The sequence below is a fragment of the Rhodococcoides fascians A25f genome (assembly GCF_000760935.2).
GTDB lineage: Bacteria > Actinomycetota > Actinomycetes > Mycobacteriales > Mycobacteriaceae > Rhodococcoides.
In genome coordinates, this window is the sequence record NZ_CP049744.1 from 5634836 (window position 1) to 5653443 (window position 18608).

The 18608-nt window shown below is 64.5% G+C and carries 17 protein-coding genes; 12 read left to right on the plus strand and 5 right to left on the minus strand.

Features of this window, described 5'->3' with window-relative positions; translation table 11 throughout:
• Positions 1 to 4: 4 nt before the first annotated feature.
• A complete protein-coding gene (locus BH93_RS26480) occupies positions 5 to 319 on the minus strand; it encodes an ArsR/SmtB family transcription factor (RefSeq protein ID WP_037172398.1) in 315 nt (104 codons plus the stop codon).
• Between the two features lie 89 nt (positions 320 to 408).
• Between BH93_RS26480 and BH93_RS26485 the strand changes: the two genes are divergently transcribed.
• The 4 genes from BH93_RS26485 to BH93_RS26500 all read left to right on the plus strand — a co-directional run bounded on the left by BH93_RS26485 (position 409) and on the right by BH93_RS26500 (position 6568).
• Positions 409 to 1689 carry an MFS transporter gene (locus tag BH93_RS26485; protein ID WP_037172396.1) on the plus strand — a complete coding sequence of 427 codons (1281 nt, stop codon included), beginning with the start codon at positions 409 to 411 and terminating at the stop codon, positions 1687 to 1689.
• Positions 1658 to 2245, plus strand: a complete 588-nt coding sequence (locus tag BH93_RS26490) for a GNAT family N-acetyltransferase (RefSeq protein ID WP_037172394.1) — start codon at positions 1658 to 1660, stop codon at positions 2243 to 2245. The genes BH93_RS26485 and BH93_RS26490 overlap by 32 nt, the downstream gene beginning before the upstream one ends.
• Positions 2246 to 2254: 9 nt before the next feature.
• Positions 2255 to 4624 carry a lysylphosphatidylglycerol synthase transmembrane domain-containing protein gene (locus BH93_RS26495; RefSeq protein ID WP_037172393.1) on the plus strand — a complete coding sequence of 790 codons (2370 nt, stop codon included), beginning with the start codon at positions 2255 to 2257 and terminating at the stop codon, positions 4622 to 4624.
• Positions 4625 to 4741: 117 nt separating this feature from the next.
• Complete coding sequence (locus tag BH93_RS26500; protein WP_242459075.1) at positions 4742 to 6568, plus strand: bifunctional diguanylate cyclase/phosphodiesterase; 1827 nt, start codon at positions 4742 to 4744, stop codon at positions 6566 to 6568.
• Between the two features lie 155 nt (positions 6569 to 6723).
• Here BH93_RS26500 and BH93_RS26505 read toward each other — a convergent pair whose 3' ends face one another.
• Both BH93_RS26505 and BH93_RS26510 read right to left on the minus strand, forming a co-directional pair.
• Positions 6724 to 6969 carry a nuclear transport factor 2 family protein gene (locus BH93_RS26505; RefSeq protein WP_037172391.1) on the minus strand — a complete coding sequence of 82 codons (246 nt, stop codon included), beginning with the start codon at positions 6967 to 6969 and terminating at the stop codon, positions 6724 to 6726.
• Positions 6969 to 7883, minus strand: a complete 915-nt coding sequence (locus tag BH93_RS26510; protein ID WP_037172388.1) for a zinc-binding dehydrogenase — start codon at positions 7881 to 7883, stop codon at positions 6969 to 6971. Before BH93_RS26510 ends, BH93_RS26505 begins: the two co-directional genes overlap by 1 nt.
• Before the next feature lie 128 nt (positions 7884 to 8011).
• Here BH93_RS26510 and BH93_RS26515 point away from each other — a divergent pair, with 128 nt between their 5' ends.
• On the plus strand, positions 8012 to 8404 hold the full coding sequence (locus BH93_RS26515; protein ID WP_037172386.1) for a winged helix-turn-helix transcriptional regulator: 393 nt from the start codon (positions 8012 to 8014) through the stop codon (positions 8402 to 8404).
• Positions 8405 to 8472: 68 nt separating this feature from the next.
• Here BH93_RS26515 and BH93_RS26520 read toward each other — a convergent pair whose 3' ends face one another.
• Positions 8473 to 8769: a putative quinol monooxygenase gene (locus tag BH93_RS26520; protein ID WP_037172382.1), complete on the minus strand. Its 297-nt coding sequence runs from the start codon at positions 8767 to 8769 to the stop codon at positions 8473 to 8475.
• A gap of 14 nt (positions 8770 to 8783) precedes the next feature.
• Positions 8784 to 10289, minus strand: a complete 1506-nt coding sequence (locus BH93_RS26525) for a PucR family transcriptional regulator (protein ID WP_037172381.1) — start codon at positions 10287 to 10289, stop codon at positions 8784 to 8786.
• A 147-nt stretch (positions 10290 to 10436) separates the two neighbouring features.
• Between BH93_RS26525 and BH93_RS26530 the strand changes: the two genes are divergently transcribed.
• The 7 genes from BH93_RS26530 (at position 10437) to BH93_RS26560 (ending at position 18495) form a co-directional block, all read left to right on the plus strand.
• Positions 10437 to 11303 carry an FAD binding domain-containing protein gene (locus BH93_RS26530; RefSeq protein WP_037172557.1) on the plus strand — a complete coding sequence of 289 codons (867 nt, stop codon included), beginning with the start codon at positions 10437 to 10439 and terminating at the stop codon, positions 11301 to 11303.
• A gap of 2 nt (positions 11304 to 11305) precedes the next feature.
• A complete protein-coding gene (locus tag BH93_RS26535; protein WP_032378620.1) occupies positions 11306 to 11779 on the plus strand; it encodes a (2Fe-2S)-binding protein in 474 nt (157 codons plus the stop codon).
• Positions 11776 to 13128: an 8-oxoguanine deaminase gene (locus BH93_RS26540; protein ID WP_037172380.1), complete on the plus strand. Its 1353-nt coding sequence runs from the start codon at positions 11776 to 11778 to the stop codon at positions 13126 to 13128. Before BH93_RS26535 ends, BH93_RS26540 begins: the two co-directional genes overlap by 4 nt.
• Positions 13125 to 15449 (plus strand): xanthine dehydrogenase family protein molybdopterin-binding subunit, encoded by a 2325-nt coding sequence (locus tag BH93_RS26545; protein WP_230592393.1) that lies wholly within the window; start codon positions 13125 to 13127, stop codon positions 15447 to 15449. Before BH93_RS26540 ends, BH93_RS26545 begins: the two co-directional genes overlap by 4 nt.
• Before the next feature lie 109 nt (positions 15450 to 15558).
• Positions 15559 to 17001 carry an NCS2 family permease gene (locus tag BH93_RS26550; RefSeq protein ID WP_032378622.1) on the plus strand — a complete coding sequence of 481 codons (1443 nt, stop codon included), beginning with the start codon at positions 15559 to 15561 and terminating at the stop codon, positions 16999 to 17001.
• Position 17002: 1 nt separating this feature from the next.
• On the plus strand, positions 17003 to 18079 hold the full coding sequence (locus BH93_RS26555) for an XdhC family protein (RefSeq protein WP_037172379.1): 1077 nt from the start codon (positions 17003 to 17005) through the stop codon (positions 18077 to 18079).
• Positions 18080 to 18165: 86 nt separating this feature from the next.
• Positions 18166 to 18495: a hypothetical protein gene (locus BH93_RS26560; RefSeq protein WP_155290893.1), complete on the plus strand. Its 330-nt coding sequence runs from the start codon at positions 18166 to 18168 to the stop codon at positions 18493 to 18495.
• The last annotated feature ends 113 nt before the right edge of the window (positions 18496 to 18608 follow it).

The window sequence follows — 18608 nt, forward strand, 5'->3', positions numbered from 1 at the left end:
CGAGCTAGCGAATTTCGTTGGCGATCAGATCCAGCAAGCCAGGAAATCGCTCATTCAGCTCCTGCCGTCGCAGCGTCACTTTGCGACTGTTGCCACGGTCGACCTGGAAGACCAGACCTGCTTCCCGTAGCACTCGAAAGTGATGCGTCAGAGTTGATTTGGTGACACCGAGCTCGAAGGACATACATGTTCGTTCGGCACCGTCGTCGTCGCCGACGAGTTCGGTGACCACCTTACGGCGCAGCGGATCCGCCAGCGCGGACATCACCGCACCGAGTTGCATTTCCTCGGGCTCCGGATGCCCGTTCTCGTCTGCCATGAGCTCCTCCCGCATCAAGGTACGACTTGCGCCGTACCTCAAAACCTGTTCTAGTACGAAAAGCATCGTACCTAAGCGCAGGGGGATTCATGAGGGCAGTTCTACCGGTCGTACTCGCAGCGCAGTTCGTCGTACCGATGTCGATCTCGGGCACCGCCATCGCGCTTCCGGTCATCGCAGCCGATCTCGGCTCCGATCCCACCCCACTGCAGTGGGTCGTCAACGGCTTCAACGTCGCGTTCGCCCTCTTCACCGTCGTCTGGGGTGCGGTCTCGGATCGCATCGGGCACCGCACGTCGTTCCGCATCGGCGTACTGCTCACTGCCACGGCCAGCCTGGTGAGCGCACTCGCACCCTCCCTGCTCGTACTCGACGCGGCTCGGGTGGTCGCGGGTATCGGTGCCGCTGCGGTTCTGGTGGGCTCGACGTCGATTCTGTCGCTGCATTTTCACGGGACCGAACGAGCCACTGCATTTGCACTGTTCGGCACCGTGAACGGGCTCGGGTTGGCACTGGGTCCCACGATCTCCGGGCTACTGATCGCTGCAGTCGACTGGCGCGGGGTGTTCGCCGCTCAGGCGATCGTCCTGCTGATCGCGGCCGTCGGCACCCTGGCCCTGCCTACTCTGCGAGGCGAATCCACCAACCGTCTGCTGGATTTCGGCCTACTGCGCAACCGTCGATTCCTCGCGCTCTGCCTGGTCCCGGTGGCCGGAGCCATCGGTTTCGTCACCCTGCTCACCTACCTCCCCGCCGCTCTCGGCGCAGTCGCGTCGATGACTCCCGGCCGAGCCGGACTGTTCATGCTGGCGATGACCATCCCGGTTCTTCTCGCCCCGCTGACCGTGGCACGGCTGAGCACGATGTTCGACGCCGTGACGCCCAGCCGCGTCATTCTCGCGAGCCTGGGCTGCCTCGCTCTCGGCAATCTCGGCATGCTGGCCCTTCAACCCGGCGTCCCACTTCCCGCCGTGACGATCCCCATGATTCTGGTGGGGCTCGGTTTCGGACTCCCCATCGGTTTGGTCGACGGCGAAGCACTCGCCGTGGTTCCGCCGCACAGCAGCGGCACCGCCGCCGGGGTACTCAACCTGTTCCGCATCGGCAGCGAGGCCATCGCGGTCGCCGGCTATGCCTGGCTGCTGGCCTTCCTCATCCGCGGGCGGGTGTCGAACAAGATCGACGCCGACGCCGCTGCATCCGGGCAACCCGGATTCGCCGATGCCTACGCACACGCTTTCACCGAGGTGATCGCCCTCGTCGTCGTCGCTGTCGCTGTCACCGCAGCGGCAATCATTGCGCTTTCCCGGACGGCACGATCCGACGTATCGTCGGCGAATGCCCTTTCTGCAACCGGTGACCCTCGCTGACGATCTCGTGACTCTGGAGCCGCTGAGCCACGACCATCTCGAAGGACTGTCCGACGCCGCCCGCGACGGCGAGTTGTGGAACCTCTGGTACACCAGCGTGCCGAAACCCGAGGACATGGCCGCAGAGATCGATCGCCGGCTCGAATTGCTCGAAGCAGGAACCATGCTTCCGTTCACGCTGCGCCGCAACGACACCGGCCAGATCATCGGCGCGACGACGTTCTGCAACGTCGACTCGAAGAACCGTCGGGTCGAGATCGGGTACACCTGGAATGCCCGCTCCGCGCACGGAACCGGCACCAACGCCGCGAGCAAATTGCTGCTGCTGACGCATGCCTTCGAGGAACTGGGGTGCATCGCCGTCGAATTCCGCACGCACTGGATGAACCTGCAATCGCGCACGGCGATCGCAAAGCTCGGTGCCAAGCAGGATGGAATTCTGCGCAATCATCAACGCATGCCCGACGGTTCGTTGCGCGACACCGTGGTGTTCTCGATCATCGAATCCGAATGGCCCGCCGTCCGCAACGAACTCCGCAGGCGTACTGCACGGTAGGTTGACCCCATGCGTGTGGATGGGCGGGACATTCCCGTAGCGGGGAACCTGCTTCAACCGCTGGTGCGAAGAACCAGCGACATCATTCGGGTCGTGTCGGCTGCGGTACTGCTCGGCCTGGTCATCGCCGGTTCGCTGATCACCAGAAATCAGTGGGATGCGCTCGAGCAATCGGTGTCGAACATCGTCGGCGTGCTCAGCCCCGACCAGTCCAATGCCGTCTACATCGTCTACGGCGTCGCCATCCTCGCGCTCCCGTTCGGAGTCCTGATCGGCCTGATCGCCGGCCGCAAATGGAAACTGCTCGCCGGCTACGCGGCAGCGGCATTGCTGGCCGCGTTGGCGCTGTCGATCACCGGCACCGGAATCTCCACCCCCACCTGGGACCTGGACGTTCCCGAGCGACTCGACACCTTCCTCTCACAATTCCTCGACGACTCTCGCTGGATCGCCATGTTGGCCGCGGCCCTCACGGTGTCGGGCCCCGGCCTGCCCGCGCGGTGGCGTCGGGCATGGTGGACGCTGTTGCTCGCGTTCGTGCCGATCCATCTGGTCGTCTCCACTGTCGTCCCGGCTCGCTCGATGCTCGGTCTGGCCGTCGGCTGGCTCGTCGGAGCCGTCATCGTGCTGCTGGTCGGTACGCCGGCTCTCGAGGTTCCGCTCGACGCAGCACTGCGTCTGTTCCGCGATCGCGGCGTCACCGTCCACAGCTTCACCGTCGTCCGTCCGGCCGGACCGGGCCCGTTGGTGTTGAACGCACACACGTCCGATGCCGATGTGGTGGTCGAGTTGTACGGACAGAATCAGCGCAGTGGCGGTGCGCTACGACAGTTCTGGCGCTGGATCACGCGGCGTGGCAGCGAAACTGCGCCGCTCCATGCGTCCATGCGCAGGGCCGTCGAGCATCGAGCGCTGATGGGCCTGGCCATCGAGCGGCTGGGTGCCGCGGGCAGCCATCCGCTGGCGGTCGCGGCACTCGATCGGGGGTGGACCTTGTACGCGCACGATCTGCCCCTCGGTCAGCCGATCGAGGCCGAGCACGACGACGCCACCCTCAGCGCGTTGTGGAAGGCCCTGAACACCCTGCACGAGAACCAGATCTCGCACGGAGACCTGCACCGAGGCGAACTCCGAATCCATGAGGGTCGAGCCCTGTTCTGCGGTTACGGGCACGCCGAACTGGGTGCCTCGGATGCCCAGATGCAATCGGACGTTGCGCAGCTGTTGCTCACCACAGCAGACCTTTTCGGCTCTCGCCGTGCCGTGGAAACCGCCGTCGGAGTCCTCGGCTTCGACGCCGTGATCGCGGCATCGGGCCGCCTCACCAAATCCGCCATTCCGCCTCGGATTCGGCAATCGGTTCGCGATGCAGGCACGACGATGAAGGCCGTCCGGCTCGAGGTGCTCGAGCAGACCGGGGCCGCCAAGATCGAGGCCGAACAGGTCACTCGCTTCAGCCGAAACCAGATCATCTCGCTCGTGTTGTTGATCGGATTGGTCTACGTTGCGTACCCGTTCATCAGTGCGGTGCCTGCGTTCGTCACCGAACTGGGTTCGGTGGACTGGTGGTGGGTTCTGCTCGGGTTGGCGGTCTCTGCTCTGACGTACGTCGGTGCCGGAGCTGCGTTGTGGGCGTGCGCGTTCGGCAAGGTCAGCTTCTGGAATCTGACGGTCATGCAGGTTGCCAACACCTTCGCCGCGACGACGACCCCCGCAGGCGTGGGAGGACTGGCTCTGAGTGTGCGATTCCTGCAGAAGGGCGGATTGGGTGCCGTTCGCGCGACGGCGGCTGTGGCACTGCAACAGTCGGTCCAGGTGATCACGCACGTGAGCCTGTTGATCTTCTTCAGCGTCGTCGCCGGCACCTCCTCGGGGTTGTCGAACATGGTGCCCGGCAACACCGTGCTGTATCTGATAGCGGGTGCCGCATTCGGAGTCGTCGGAACGTTCATGTTCGTGCCCAAGCTGCGCCGGTGGCTTCGAGTCGCCGTCCGGCCGCAGATCAAGGAAGTCCTCACCGAACTGGGCGAGCTCGCACGTGATCCCAAGCGCTTCTCGATCATCATTCTCGGCTGTGCCGCAACGACATTGGGTGCAGCGCTGGCATTGTGGGCGAGCATCGAGGCCTTCGGCGGCGGTACGACGTTCGTGACGGTGACCGTCGTGACGATGATCGGCGGAACCCTCGCGTCCGCTGCACCGACACCCGGCGGCGTGGGTGCCGTGGAGGCCGCGCTGATCGGTGGTCTCGCGGCGTTCGGTCTACCTGCCTCGATCGCAGTGCCGTCGGTGTTGCTCTACCGTGTGCTGACCTGCTGGTTGCCGGTGTTCCTCGGGTGGCCCACGCTGCGTTGGATGACCGAGAAAGACATGGTCTGACCCACAGGCCGACAGGTACGCCCGATTTCGGCCCCGCCACTGGTAGCGCTGGTAGCGTTCGTGATGGCCGGGGATCTGCCCAGGAGAGGTAAGCCCATTTCCAAACCGGGAACCGTGGTGACGGCCCAGAGCCGTACGCGGTACAGACCTGGGATCGGCATCCCTCTCGACAGCGTCGAGGACGACTACACCTACTTCGCGAACACCGCACGCGAACGTTGGGTGCGTTACTTCATCGGGCTCGTGACACTCCTGTTCGGTGTGTCCGGCGTCCTGATGTCTGCCACCGGCATCCACTACGAGGGTTTGGACGTGTACGTCTTCATCGGCTCGTTGACGACGATTCCGGTGGCGATCGCCTGGTTCCTGCGGCCATGGCCGTCACCGCGCATGGCCAACGCCTTCGTTCTGTACGCCGACATCGGCGTCGTAGCGACCCTGTTCAGCAGTACGAACCGCCTCGTCCCGCTGACCGGGTGCATGATGTTCACCATCGTGGCGGTCTTCACCGTCATAGCCAGCTCGTATCGAGTGATGTGGGCTCACCTCGCCGTCTCGATGACGACAGTCCTCACCCTGGCCGTCCTCGCGGTGAAACAGGGAACGAACCCGTGGCTGGTGGCCGCGACCGCGGTCACCGTCGCCACGTTGTACCTCACCCCACTGATGATGCGGGCCTACATTCGGTATCTGCGTTCTCGGGCGTCCGGTGCAGTCACCGATTCGTTGACGGGCCTGTTCAACCGGCGTGGATTGCTCGAAGCGATCGACGGCGTCGCTATCGCCTACGCCGACGATGCATCCGATCGAGCCATCGGCGTCACCGTTCTCGACATCGACCGGTTCAAGGAGATCAACGACCGGTTCGGGCACCCGACCGGCGACGCCGTCTTGATCGAGATCGCAGCGCGCCTCACCGCCGCAGTCCCGCGGACGTCGGTGGTCTCGCGCCTGAGCGGAGACGAGTTCGTAGTGGTACACGTCGGTTCCCCCGGCGACATCGAATCGACTGTCGACAAGATCCGGAGCGGTCTCGACGAGACGTTCTCCGGACCTCCGTTCACCACCAGCCTCGGATCTGCCGTGGAATCGCTCGGCAGCGCACCCGTCACTCCGACGGTAGTGCGCAAGCTGATCGCACTGGCCGATATCGAGATGTACCGCAACAAGTCTCGGCTGGCCGGGGACGACGGCAGCGCGCGCGGCAGTAGCACCGGAACGCGAGCCGACATTCGCGCACGCATCGAAGGTCTGATCGCCCGAGGTGGACCGGACGTGGTGTTCCAACCCATCTGCGACACCGTCACCACTACCGTCGTCGGCTACGAGGCCCTCTCGCGCTTCCCGTTCGGCTACGGCTCGCCGACGATGTGGTTTCGCGACGCGACCAACGCCGGAATCGGGCCGCTCCTCGAAGTCGCGGCCATCGAACGTGCCCTCGTTGCCGCCGAGTCTCTGCCCCGCGGAATCTTCATCTCCCTCAACGCATCTGCCGACACCATTCGTTCCATCGACCTGGCTGCGAAGCTAAGGCCGTTCCAGAAAGACCGAGCGTTCCACATCGAGATCACCGAACACGAGCGGGTCGACGACTACCGCGCGGTCGCTCGAACCATCGAATCCTTGCGCGTGGCGGGCATCTCGATCTCCGTCGACGATGTCGGTGCCGGCTTCGCCGGGCTTCGCCAGGTGGTCGAACTGCGGCCCGACACCCTCAAGGTCGACTACGCATTGGTGCACGGAATCGACACCGACGCGGTCCGACGGGCCGCTGCCGCATCGGTGATCGGATTTGCACACGAGATCGGTTCCACCGTCATCATGGAAGGGGTCGAGACGGAGGCGGAACTGCAGGTCGCCGTCGAACTCAGAGCCGACATGGTGCAGGGATTCCTCACCGGTAAGCCTCGATCGGCGGATGCGATACGGGGCGTCTCCACCTAGAACAGTGCGTCGCCGTGGAACGCGTGCCAGTCGATTCCGTCATCGAGACCGACGACGCACGTTGCAGGTTTGCTGGTGCGCATCACTCTGGCGTAGTCGGAGTCCAGCGGTCGAGCGGATACAACGTTTCGGCGGCATGCTGTGTGTCGAGATACTCACGCACCTCGACTATTTCGGATCCCTCGACAACCGAACATGATTCGCTGACTGCCCGTTCGATAGAGCTCCGCGCCGCCGACCAGAAATTCCATGATGGCATCGCGACCGACCTTGGTGCCCGAGATGGGCAGTGTGCCGTGCAGCGTCCAGGTCGCGTTGTACGCGAACGAATTCGCGATCAGTTCCAGGTCACTGGTGGTGAGTACTGCCAGATAGGATTCGAGCACATCGGCGGTACGCATCACGACGTCACCTGCAGCACAGCGTTTCCGCGAAGCCGGCGCTCGCGGATATCGTCGATGACGAGCGCGGTGTCGTTCCACGGCAGCAGCGCGCCGATCTCAGGGTGCAGTCGACCCTCGGTCACCAGCCGCAGCAACGTGGCAAGGTCTTCGCTGTCCGTGTGGTCGGTGATCTCGTAGTGGAACAACTCGATTCGTGCGCCCACCGTTCCGTCGACCCATTCGAAGAAGTTCAGCGTCACCGGCTCGAGACTTGCCTGTCCGAACCAGATCACCGTTCCGGCGGGGTTGGTTCGCCGACGTGCCTCGGCGAAAGAATCACCACCGACGGAGTCCATCGTCACGTCGAACCAGCCCTCGGCGTCGCACACATGGGTCACGGTGGCAGCACCGAACTCACGGAGTCTCGCGCCGCGTTCGGCAGTGGCCGAGACTGCAGTGACAACCGCACCGGCACCGGTCGCGAGTTCCACCACATAATGGCCGACCCCTCCGCTCGCTCCGGTTATCAGCACGCGGCGACCGATCAGTGTTCCGGCACGGCGAATCAACCTGAGCGCCGTCAGCCCCGCAAGTGGAAGAGCCGCGGCCGTCGTCAATTCGACCGTACTGGGAACTTCCGCCAACGACGCTGCGCTCACCGCCACACGCTCTGCCCACGCAGAGTGCGGTGCGTGCCCCACTACCCGTGTGCCGAGCGCGGGTCCAGTGCCGTTGGCTGCCGCCACGACTACAGTGCCCGCGAGATCCTTCCCCGGCCGCCACCCGGCGGAGGGAGAATCCAGCAGGAACGTTTCACCACGGTTGACCGAGTACGCAGCTACTTCGACCACCGCCTCGTGGTCGGCGGGCACCGGCTCGGCCACATCGCCGAACGTAACCTGTTGAGGCGCTGTTGGAATCATTGCTTTCATGTCTGGCTCCCTCGGATGCCGGAGGATCGGGATCTTCTGGAGACCAGCTTTGCGAATATGGGCTACTTTCGTAAGTAGGCAGTATTAAGTGCTGCAGGCACCCCGCGGTAACCAAGGAGGTCAGCGCAATGTCCACGTCCCCGACCACATCTCCGGACGGACGCTTCGACGTACTCGCCGCCGGCTGTCCGACACGGCAAGTCGTGAATCGAATAGGTGACCGCTGGAGCTTGCTGGTCCTGTACGCACTCGAACGCGGCACGCTGCGATTTCAAGAATTACGACGCACTGTCGACGGGATCAGCCAGAAGATGCTGACGCAAACACTTCGCATTCTCGAACGCGACGGGCTGGTGAAACGCACTGTGTATGCAAGTGTCCCGGCAAGAGTCGAATACGAACTGACTCCGCTCGGCACGGATCTTGCCGAGGCAGTTGCCGTGATTCGCAGTTGGTCCTACGAGCACTTGGACCTGATCGAAAAGGCCCGTACGGAATATGACGCGACGCCCCGCGGCTGATGGCGTGCCGTCGGTGAGGCGCGCAGATTCGCCGCCGACGTGCACTCCACGTGACCTCGGTACCGAGGCTAGATCGACGAATCCACGGAGAACTTCGTCAGTACAGGCGCGGCAGCCAGGAGCGGCGGCATCTCGGTGATCTTGCCCGGGCCGGCGCGGAACTCGCGGTACTTCGCATCGGCCTCGGCCGACTCCCACGTTTCGTAGGCGACGACATGCGCCTCGTTCTCCTTGTCCACCCACACCTCGACGCCGAGGCAGCCCTCGAACGCACGGGTATCGGCAAGCACCGTGCGCAGCAACGCACGCGCCTCGGCAAGAGATTCGGGCTTGAACGTGAAATCCAGTGTTGCGATGAGGGCCATGGGCTTCACACTAGTCACCTCAGCCGAAGTGCCAAGTAGAACTCGATTCTGTCCTCCAGCCGCGACAGGTCGCGGCCGGTGAGTTCCTCGATGCGCTGCATTCGGTACCGCACAGAATTGACGTGCATGTGTAGTTGTTCGGCGCATCGGGTCCAGGCACCGTTGGTGTCGAGGTAGACCGACAGCGTGGCAATGAGATCGCTGTTGTGCTGATCGTCGTACTCCGTCAATGGATCGAGAAGCCTCGAGGTGAACATCCGGCGGACGTCGTCGGGCACATTTGCCAAAAGTATTGTCAACGTTGCCAATTCGTCATGACCGACGACACTGCAGTCCGCGCCCCGCCCCTCGGCGAGCCGGCGGGCGTAGCGCGCTTCCTCGATTGCGCTTCTGATGTCGGCGGCCGCGGTGGGAGCACTGACCCCGATGGTGGTGCCGCTGCCGATCAATCCCGGGGTCACGGACTGGACGGCACGTCGAACGGCGTCGGTCTTGTCGGTGCGCGCCTCCACCACAGCGATGGCCTCGTTCTCGACGACTCCCAGCGTGATGTCGAGAGGTGCCAGCAGTTCTCGTAGCAGCGGCCGCAGCTCACCGAGCCGGAGCGTCTCTCCCGAGGTAGCGGCAACGATTGCCGCATAGCGTGTTTCGGTATCGAGTCCGATGACGTGCATCTGCGCCAGGATGTCCGCCGGTGTCGCGCCGCCCACGATGGAGCGAACGAATTCCTGAGCCAGGATGCCCGATCCTGACACGCGTTCGTCGACGCGACCGCGTTCGACGGCGACGATCGACGCCAACTGCCCGGCCAGCGACGTTCTCGGGACATCCCATGTCTGCCAATCGCTTTCGAAGGCGACGAACCAGTCCACAACACGGGGGGTGGCCTCCCCGTCGACCGGAAAGATCGACACCCGCTGCGTTCGGCAGTACCGCGGCAGACGTACCGACGTCATGAACTCCCGCGCGACAGCCGCAGTGTCGGGCGGGTTCTCGGATCCGGCGAGAACACGTCCCGACGAGGTGACGACCCAGCACTTCATACCCAGATCGGAACTCACCATCTCCAACAGTGGCCCCAGGCCGCCGCCGGGTCCGGCGCTCGCCACGAGGCGTCGATGCCGGTCCAGCACGAGGCTCAGATCCGACGCCCGCGCCGTCGAGAGCTGCCGGACGACACTTTCGGTGACCGTGGCGAAGGCGATGTCGGCCGGCACTCGAAACAGCGGCAGACCGTGTTCGCGGCAGGCGTCGACGAGGTCGTCCGGCACAACACCGCCGTCGGAGGCCGCCAGCGCCGCGATTCCGGCCTTGGACACCGCCCGCACGAAGGTTCTCGAATCCTCCGGGCCCGCCCGCCACATCAGACCGGTCAACACCAGTTCGCCGCCACTGAGGTACCGGCTCGGATCGAGCATGTCGGTGGTGACGACCCACCTGATCGTCGGGTCGAAATGCTCGGGAGTCACGATCGGCTGCAGCTTCAGATCGGGGAGATCGGCCAGATCGCGCAGTCTCACGGTGTCATCGACCTCCTCTTCGTATGATCCTCCAAAACCTACACTGTGATCGGCGTCATACTTCGTCGTTCCTGTCCCTCGTTCGCGGTACTCCCGGCGGCTGTACTGGGTGAACACGAAATATGGACAGCGAGCGGAGCACCGAACATGGATTTCCTGCGACCACAGACCTGGAGCGACGCGTTGGCCGCAAAGGCCGACGACGTCGACGTGGTGCCCATTCAGGGCGGCACCGACGTCATGGTCGAGATGAATTTCGATCTGCACCGGCCGGGCGGACTGCTGGATCTGAACCCGATCAGCGAGCTCACCGAATGGCAGCAGCTACCCGATGGATCGCTTCGGGTGGGGGCAGGCGTGCCCTACGTCCGCATCATCGCCGAGCTCGGAGACAGACTTCCCGGCATCTCACAGGCGTCCCGCACCGTCGGTTCCCCGCAGATCCGCAATCGCGGCACCGTCGGCGGCAATCTCGGTGGAGCATCTCCTGCCGGTGACCTGCACGCGCCCTTGCTCGCTGCGGGCGCGACCGTAGAAGTGGAATCGGCCGCACGCGGGGTACGGATGATCCCCGCGACCGAGTTCTACCTCGGCGTCAAACGCAACTGCTGTGAGCCCGACGAGCTGATCCGTGCGTTCCACGTGATGCCGGCGGCGGGGCCTCAGTACTTCTCCAAGATCGGCACTCGCAACGCGATGGTCATTGCGGTGTGCTCGTTCTCGATCGCGCTGTTTCCGCAGGAGGGCCGCGTCGGCACCGGTCTCGGCTCCGCTGCGCCGACGCCGCGTCGGGCTTACGATGCCGAGAACTACCTCGCGGCCGAACTCGACTGGGACGGTGCCCTCGATCCGCGGGTGTCCGAGGAATTCGGCCGATTGGTCAGTGCGGCAGCAAGTCCCATCGACGACGTACGAGGCACTGCCGATTACCGCAAGCACGCCCTCTCCGTGATGGCCCGGCGCACGCTGGGTTGGGCATGGCGAGACCTCACAGCCGCACGGAAGGTGGCCTGAACATGCGAGTCAACTGCACCATCAACGGAAAAGACATGGAAGCCGACGACGTCTGGGAGGGCGAGAGTCTGCTGTACCTGTTGCGTGAACGCATGGGGCTTCCCGGATCCAAGAACGCGTGCGAGCAAGGCGAATGCGGATCGTGCACGGTCTATCTCGACGGTATCCCGGCCTGCGCCTGCCTGGTGGCGGCCGGACAGGTCGAGGGCCGTGAGATTCGTACTGTCGAAGGCCTCGCCGACGGTGACAAGCTCGACCCGATGCAGGAGGCGTTCGTCGAGTGCGGAGCCGTCCAGTGCGGCTTCTGCACCCCGGGACTCGTAGTCCAGGCACACGATCTCATCGAACGCGTTCCCAACCCGTCGGACGTCGAGATTCGCGAGTCTCTCGCCGGAAACCTCTGCCGCTGTACCGGATACGAGAAGATCCTCGACGCCGTGCGGCTCGCAGCAACCCGAAAGGCCGAAGCCAAATGACCACCGTCATCTCGGGTGCGTACATCGCCCCGATCGTCGGCGACGAAATCCCGAACGGGTATCTCGTCGTCGAGGGCACCACGATCAGCGCCATCGGATCGGGCCCGGCACCGATCATCGCCGGGGCCGAGACGATCGATGCGTCCGGCTGCCTCGTCACCCCCGGCCTGGTGAACACTCACCACCACCTCTACCAGTGGGCCTCTCAAGGTCTGGCCAAGGACAACACCCTGTTCGAATGGCTTGTTGCACTGTACAAGCCGTGGTCCAAGATGGATGCCGAAGTCGTCGGCGGTGCTGCCGCAGCCGGGCTGGGATGGCTGGCGAAGTCGGGGTGCACCACGAGCACCGATCACCATTACATCTTCCCCAAGGGCCGAGGCGACCTCTTCGCCGCCGAGATCGATGCGGCACAACGCATCGGCGTCCGATTCCAACCGTGCCGCGGCTCGATGGATCGGGGCGTGTCCGACGGCGGTCTGCCACCGGACGAGGTTGTCGAATCGCTCGACGACATCCTCACCGCCACCGCCGAGGCCATCGACACCTATCACGACGCCTCCTTCGGCTCCATGCTCCGGATCGCGGTCGCACCCTGTTCGCCTTTCTCCATCAGCAAAGAGCTGCTCGTGGAGTCCGCCGGGCTTGCTCGCGCCAAAGGTGTTCGGCTGCATACCCACCTGGCCGAGACCCTCGACGAGGAGGAGCACTGCCTCGCTCAGATGAACTGCACCCCGGTCGAGTACATGGAGCAGGTCGGCTGGCTCGGTGACGACGTGTGGTTCGCCCACGCAGTCCACTTGCACGACTCCGACATCGCGAAGATGGCGGCCACCGGCACCGGCACGGCCCACTGCCCGAGTTCCAATGCACGTCTGGGCGCAGGCATCGCCCGAATCTCCGATCTACTCGCGGCCGGCGCACCCGTCGGCCTCGGTGTCGACGGTTCCGCCTCGGCCGAGATGGTGCCGCTGGCCGGAGAGGTGCGCCAGGCAATGTACATGCAGCGAGCCAAGTACGGTCCCACGGCACTCACGGCGCGTCAGGCACTCGAGATCGGAACCATCGGCGGCGCAACGGTACTGGGGCGTCAGACCGAGATCGGTTCGCTCGAGGTCGGCAAGCTGGCCGACATCGCGATCTGGCGCACCGACGGGTTCTACTCGGCCGTAGACGATCCGGTCGTGGCATTCGCGTACGGGCAGACGCCACCGCTCGCGCGATTGATGGTGGGCGGTCGGGCGATCGTCGAGAACGACGTTCTGACCAGTGCACCGCAGGACGAGATAGGACGCGCCGGAGCCGATGCGCACCGTCGCCTGATGAAACTCGCGGAGGACGTGCTGTGAGCGCCCCGACCACTACACCCCGGCAAGCTCCCGCCGACATCCCAGCCCCGGGACGTGGACGCGTCGGCGACAGCCCACTGCGGCCCGACGGTACGTTGAAGGTGAAGGGCGAGTTCGCGTATTCTTCGGACCTGTTCATCGACGGCATGCTGTGGGGCGCAACGCTTCGCAGCCCGCATCCCCGTGCGAAGATCGTCTCCGTCGATATCTCGAAGGCACTGGCAACACCCGGCGTCGAAGCCGTACTCACACATGAGGACGTGCCGGGACGTAAGTGCTTCGGACTCGACCACACGTGGGACCAGCCGGTGTTGGCCTTCGACGAGGTGCGACACGAGGGTGAACCGATCGCGCTGATCGCCGCCGACCATCCCGAGACCGCCCGGCGCGCAATGGAAAAGATCGTCGTGGTCTACGACGTGCTCGAGCCCCTGACCGACGCTCGACGCGCAGCTCTGGATCCGGACTACCCGAAGGTGCAGGAACGCGGCGGAGTGGCGCGGCATCAGCCGGTCCGCGTCGGCAACGTCGCCGCCGCTCGGGCGACCGCGGACGTCATCGTCAGCAGCGACTTCGCCGTCGGGATCCAGGACCAGGCATTTCTCGGACCGGAATCCGGACTGGCCGTACCGGCCGAGGACGGCGGAATCGACCTGTATGTCGCAACGCAGTGGATGCACAACGACCTTGCCCAGATCGGACCGTGCCTCGGCCTGCCCGAAGAGAAGATCCGGATGACGCTCGCCGGCGTCGGCGGAGCATTCGGTGGCCGCGAGGACCTCTCGATGCAGATCCACGCCGCGATGCTCGCCATGCACACCGGTAAGCCCGTCAAGATCGTCTACAACCGCTACGAGTCGTTCTTCGGTCACGTGCACCGCCACCCGGCGCAGATGCACTACGAGTACGGTGCGACCAGCGACGGCAAGCTGGTGTTCGCCGACGTCGAGATCATCCTCGACGGCGGCGCGTACACCTCGGCCACCCTGAACGTCGTCGGCAACGCGGCCTCGCTCGGCGTCGGACCGTACATCATTCCCAACATCGAGATCGATGCGTACGGGGTGTACACCAACAACCCGCCATGCGGTGCGATGCGTGGATTCGGCGCAGTACAAGCATGTTTCGCGTACGAGTCGATGATGGACAAGCTCGGTGAGGCCTGCGGCATCGGACCGGTCGCGATCCGCCAGATCAACGCCGTCAGCCAGGGCTCGATCCTGGCGACCGGCCAGGTGATCGAAGCGCCTGCACCCCTCGCCGAGATGCTCGCCCGAGCCGAAGCGATGGAACTACCTGCCCCGCTGGATGCGTCGGACATCAGGAATCTGCCGGGTGGGGCTTCCCAGACGACCCACGGCGAAGGCGTCGTGCGAGGAATCGGTTACGGCGTCGGAATCAAGAACATCTGCTTCTCCGAGAACTACGACGACTACTCCACTGCTCGCGTCCGCCTCGAGGTGATCGGCGGCGAGGCAACAGCATTGGTGCACACCGCCGCCGCAGAGGTGGGACAGGGCCTGGTGACGTTGGAAGCGCAGATCGCCCGCACCGAACTCGGAGTCACCAAGGTTGTCATCCACCCGGCCGACACCAAGGTCGGCAACGCCGGATCGTCCTCGGCGTCACGGCAGTCGTACATGACCGGTGGTGCCGTCAAGACTGCCTGCGAGGCCGTCCGTGAGGCGGTGTTCGTCCTGGCCGGCCTGTACCTCGGCCGCGCCGTGGCGGACCTCAGCCTCGACGGCGGCAAGATCGTTTCGGCCACCGACGGTGTGCTGGCGACGATCGAGGATGTGCTCGGCGACCGAGTCATCGAGCAGACACGTGAATTCCACCATCGCCCCACCAGCGGAATGGATCCGGTCACCGGGCAGGGCGCGAGCCACACCCAGCTCGCCCTGTGTGTTCACCGCGCCGTGGTGGACGTCGACGTCGATCTGGGGCTCGTGAAAGTGGTCGAGATGGCCGCTGTTCAGGACGTCGGCAAGATCCTCAACCTTCTCTCGCTCGAGGGCCAGATCCACGGCGGCACAGCCCAGGGCCTCGGCCTTGCCGTGATGGAGGAGATCGTCGTCGTCGACGGTTTGGTGAAGAACCCGTCGTTCACCGACTACCTCATCCCGACCATTCTCGACATGCCGCCCATGAAGCTGGACATTCTCGAGAACCCGGATCCGTTGGCACCCTACGGCCTTCGCGGCGCGGGCGAGCCGCCCACACTGTCGTCGACGCCCGCCGTCGTCGCTGCCATCCGCAACGCCACCGGACTCGCCCTGACCCGAGTTCCCGTGCGACCCGAACACATCGTCAACCCCTGATTCATTCGATGAGACCTTCTCCAGCACAGCGCGACCCGAGGCCAACTCCCCCGGCACGGTCACCGTCACACGCTCGGACAAGGTTGATCACGCCCTGGGAGGGCCGATCATGACCGATGTACACACACCCAGCACTCGCAAGAGCGGACAAGATCGATCTCGGATCGACAAGTTCTTCGATATCACCGGCCGAGGCTCTTCGGTATCGCGTGAGATCCGCGGCGGCGTCACCACTTTCGTGGCGATGGCGTACCTGATCGTTCTCATTCCGCTGATCATCGGCGATGCCCGCGATGTCACGGGTGCGACTCTCGATGCGGCGCAACTGTCGACGATGGTCGCTCTGTCCGCCGGCCTGACGACGATCCTGATGGGCGTGGTCGGTAACGCACCGCTCGCCATGGCAGCGGGACTCGGTGTGACACCCATCGTGGTGTTCCAGGCCGCCCCGTACATGACGTGGCCGCAGGCAATGGGTCTGGTGGTGCTCGAGGGCGTGGTCATCGTCGTCTTCGCCCTCACCGGTATTCGGCAGCTCATCATGGACGCGATCCCCTTGGTGCTCAAGCAGGCGATCGGCGTCGGAATCGGCGCGTTCATCGCCCTCATCGGGCTGGTCGACGCCGGGTTCGTCGGCCACCACGAGGCGGCCGCAACCGCTGTCACCCTCGGCACTTTCGGCAAGCTCGCAGGCTGGCCGGTGTTCGTGTTCTGCGTCGGCCTGATCCTGATGATCATGCTGTTCGTTCGGAGAGTGCCCGGCGCGATGCTGATCGGCATCTTCGTCGCCACCAATCTTGCGATCATCCTGAACTCGGTGTTCGACATCGCCCCGGAGGCGTGGGGCCCGGTGGTGCCGAAGGTGCCCGATTCCATTGTCGCCACACCGCAATTCGACCTGCTCTTCAACGTCGACCTGTTCGGCGGGTTCGCTCGAGCCGGTGTCGTCACGGCCTCGGTGGTGCTGTTCACGCTCGTGCTCTCCGGTTTCTTCGACGCCATGGGCACCATCCTGGGCGTCGGCGAGGAAGCGGGCCTGGTCGACAAGCAGGGCAGGATGCCGGGATTGAGCCGCATCCTCACCGTCGACGGCATCGGTGCCATCGTCGGAGGTGCGATCAACGGATCCGCCAACACTGCCGTCGTCGAGTCCGCGGCCGGCGTCACCGAAGGTGCCCGAACCGGTCTTGCGAGCGTCGTCACCGGCGGACTGTTGACCAGCCTGATCTTCTTCACCCCGTTGGCCGGGGTGGTCCCCGTCGGTGCAGCAGCCCCCGCGCTGGTTCTGGTGGGCGCGCTGATGATGACGCACGTACGTAAGATCGACTGGGAGAACACCGAAATCGCGATCCCAGCCTTCCTGACCATCGTGCTGATGCCCTTCACGTACTCGATCACCGTGGGAGTCGCAGCGGGTGTCATCTCGTACACCCTGGTTCGCCTCGCCAAAGGCAAAGCACGCCAGACGCATTGGCTGCTGTACCTGATGTCGGGAATCTTCCTGGTCTACTTCGCCCTGCACCCCATCGAAGAAGCGTTGGGAATCTCGTAACGTGAAAGAGATCATCGATCGTCTGACCGCCTGGGACCACGCCGGTGTTCCCTACGCGGTGGCGACGGTCATCGCGGTATCCGGAAGTGCTCCACGGCTTCCGGGTGCCGCGATGGCGGTCTGCGCCGACGGAGAGGCCGTCGGCAGCGTCTCCGGTGGCTGCGTCGAAGGCGCGGTGTACGAGCTGTGCCTGCAGGTACTCGAGACCGGTGAGTCCAAGCGAGAGTCGTTCGGCTACAGCGATATCGACGCTTTTGCGGTCGGCTTGACCTGCGGGGGAGTGATCGAGGTGTTCGTGCGCCTCGGCCCTCCGCGGGCCGTGCTCGCCGCCATCGCGTCGGATAGCGCGGTGGCCACGGTGACGATGCTCGACGGCTCCGGGCAGTCGCTCGCCGTCTCGTCCTCGGCGACCATGGGTACGACCGGTTTTTCCGACGTCGACGCAGTGGTCGTGGGTGAGGCGCTGGCGATGTTGGACTCCGGGGGCACCGGCATCCGGTCGGTGCGGTGCCGGCCGGACCTCGACGTGTTCGTACAGTCCTACGCAACCGCCCCGCGGCTGCTGATCTTCGGGGCCATCGACTACGCCGGCGCACTCGCCCGGGTGGGCAAGTTCCTGGGGTATCACGTGACGGTGTGCGATGCGCGGCCAGTATTTGCTACTACTGCAAGGTTTCCCGACGCCGACGAGGTGATCACCGAATGGCCGCACAGCTATCTGGCGCGGACGGCCGTCGATGCCCGAACGGTGATCTGTGTACTCACCCATGACGCCAAATTCGATGTGCCGCTACTCGAGGTCGCTTTGCGACTGCCGGTGGCGTTCGTAGGGGCAATGGGATCGCGTCGGACTCACGACGATCGCGCGGCCCGGTTGCGTGACGTCGGGTTGACCGAGCAGGAGCTCGCACGCTTGAAATCGCCGATCGGCTTGGACCTGGGTGCGAGAACTCCGGAGGAAACTGCGCTGGCTATCGCGTCAGAATTCGTGGCCGTGCGACGCGGGGGTAGTGCGTTGCCACTGACACGAACAGCGGGCCCAATCCACCACGACGAGGCGAATGCCAAATACGCTTAGGTACGCTGGTTCTCATCATGGCGTGCGCTTGCGTGAAGGGATCGAAGTTGATTCGCGACCTGCCTCGGTACCGACAACTGAACCTTGTGAGCGTTGCTCTTCTCGGCACCATGGCTGCGATCGCCACGCTTCAGGCACTCGACCCGACCCATGTCGGTCGGCTACTCGCGCATGCGGCAATCCTCGTCTCCGTGGGCGCAGCCATTGTGTTCGGTGTCCACCACAGTGGCCGCAAGCCCACCTGGCTACTACCTCGCACGGCGCTCGCCTGCTTCACGTTCGGATGCTTGGCATCACTCGTCGCCGGAAATTACCTCCCAGCCACGACTGGCGCAATCATGGCGGTCATCGCCCCGATGTTGTTGACCGACGAACGGTGGAACCGGCTCTTCCGGTTTCGGTTCGAATCACTCTGATCGAGGTAGGACGGGTGATACCCCCAGTTCAGAGGTGTAGTTGCGAACATCCCGGATTCGCTCCAGCGTTCTTGTCGGTGGGTCGGGTTACTGTTCATTCTGTTCGAACATGC

Excerpts from the sequence above, each read along its gene's own strand:
- BH93_RS26480 (WP_037172398.1), bottom strand. The coding sequence starts at position 319 with ATGGCAGACGAGAACGGGCATCCGGAGCCCGAGGAAATGCAACTCGGT.
- BH93_RS26485 (WP_037172396.1), top strand. The coding sequence starts at position 409 with ATGAGGGCAGTTCTACCGGTCGTACTCGCAGCGCAGTTCGTCGTACCG.
- BH93_RS26490 (WP_037172394.1), top strand. The coding sequence starts at position 1,658 with ATGCCCTTTCTGCAACCGGTGACCCTCGCTGACGATCTCGTGACTCTG.
- BH93_RS26495 (WP_037172393.1), top strand. The coding sequence starts at position 2,255 with ATGCGTGTGGATGGGCGGGACATTCCCGTAGCGGGGAACCTGCTTCAA.
- BH93_RS26505 (WP_037172391.1), bottom strand. The coding sequence starts at position 6,969 with ATGCGTACCGCCGATGTGCTCGAATCCTATCTGGCAGTACTCACCACC.
- BH93_RS26510 (WP_037172388.1), bottom strand. The coding sequence starts at position 7,883 with ATGAAAGCAATGATTCCAACAGCGCCTCAACAGGTTACGTTCGGCGAT.
- BH93_RS26515 (WP_037172386.1), top strand. The coding sequence starts at position 8,012 with ATGTCCACGTCCCCGACCACATCTCCGGACGGACGCTTCGACGTACTC.
- BH93_RS26520 (WP_037172382.1), bottom strand. The coding sequence starts at position 8,769 with ATGGCCCTCATCGCAACACTGGATTTCACGTTCAAGCCCGAATCTCTT.
- BH93_RS26530 (WP_037172557.1), top strand. The coding sequence starts at position 10,437 with ATGGATTTCCTGCGACCACAGACCTGGAGCGACGCGTTGGCCGCAAAG.
- BH93_RS26535 (WP_032378620.1), top strand. The coding sequence starts at position 11,306 with ATGCGAGTCAACTGCACCATCAACGGAAAAGACATGGAAGCCGACGAC.
- BH93_RS26540 (WP_037172380.1), top strand. The coding sequence starts at position 11,776 with ATGACCACCGTCATCTCGGGTGCGTACATCGCCCCGATCGTCGGCGAC.
- BH93_RS26550 (WP_032378622.1), top strand. The coding sequence starts at position 15,559 with ATGACCGATGTACACACACCCAGCACTCGCAAGAGCGGACAAGATCGA.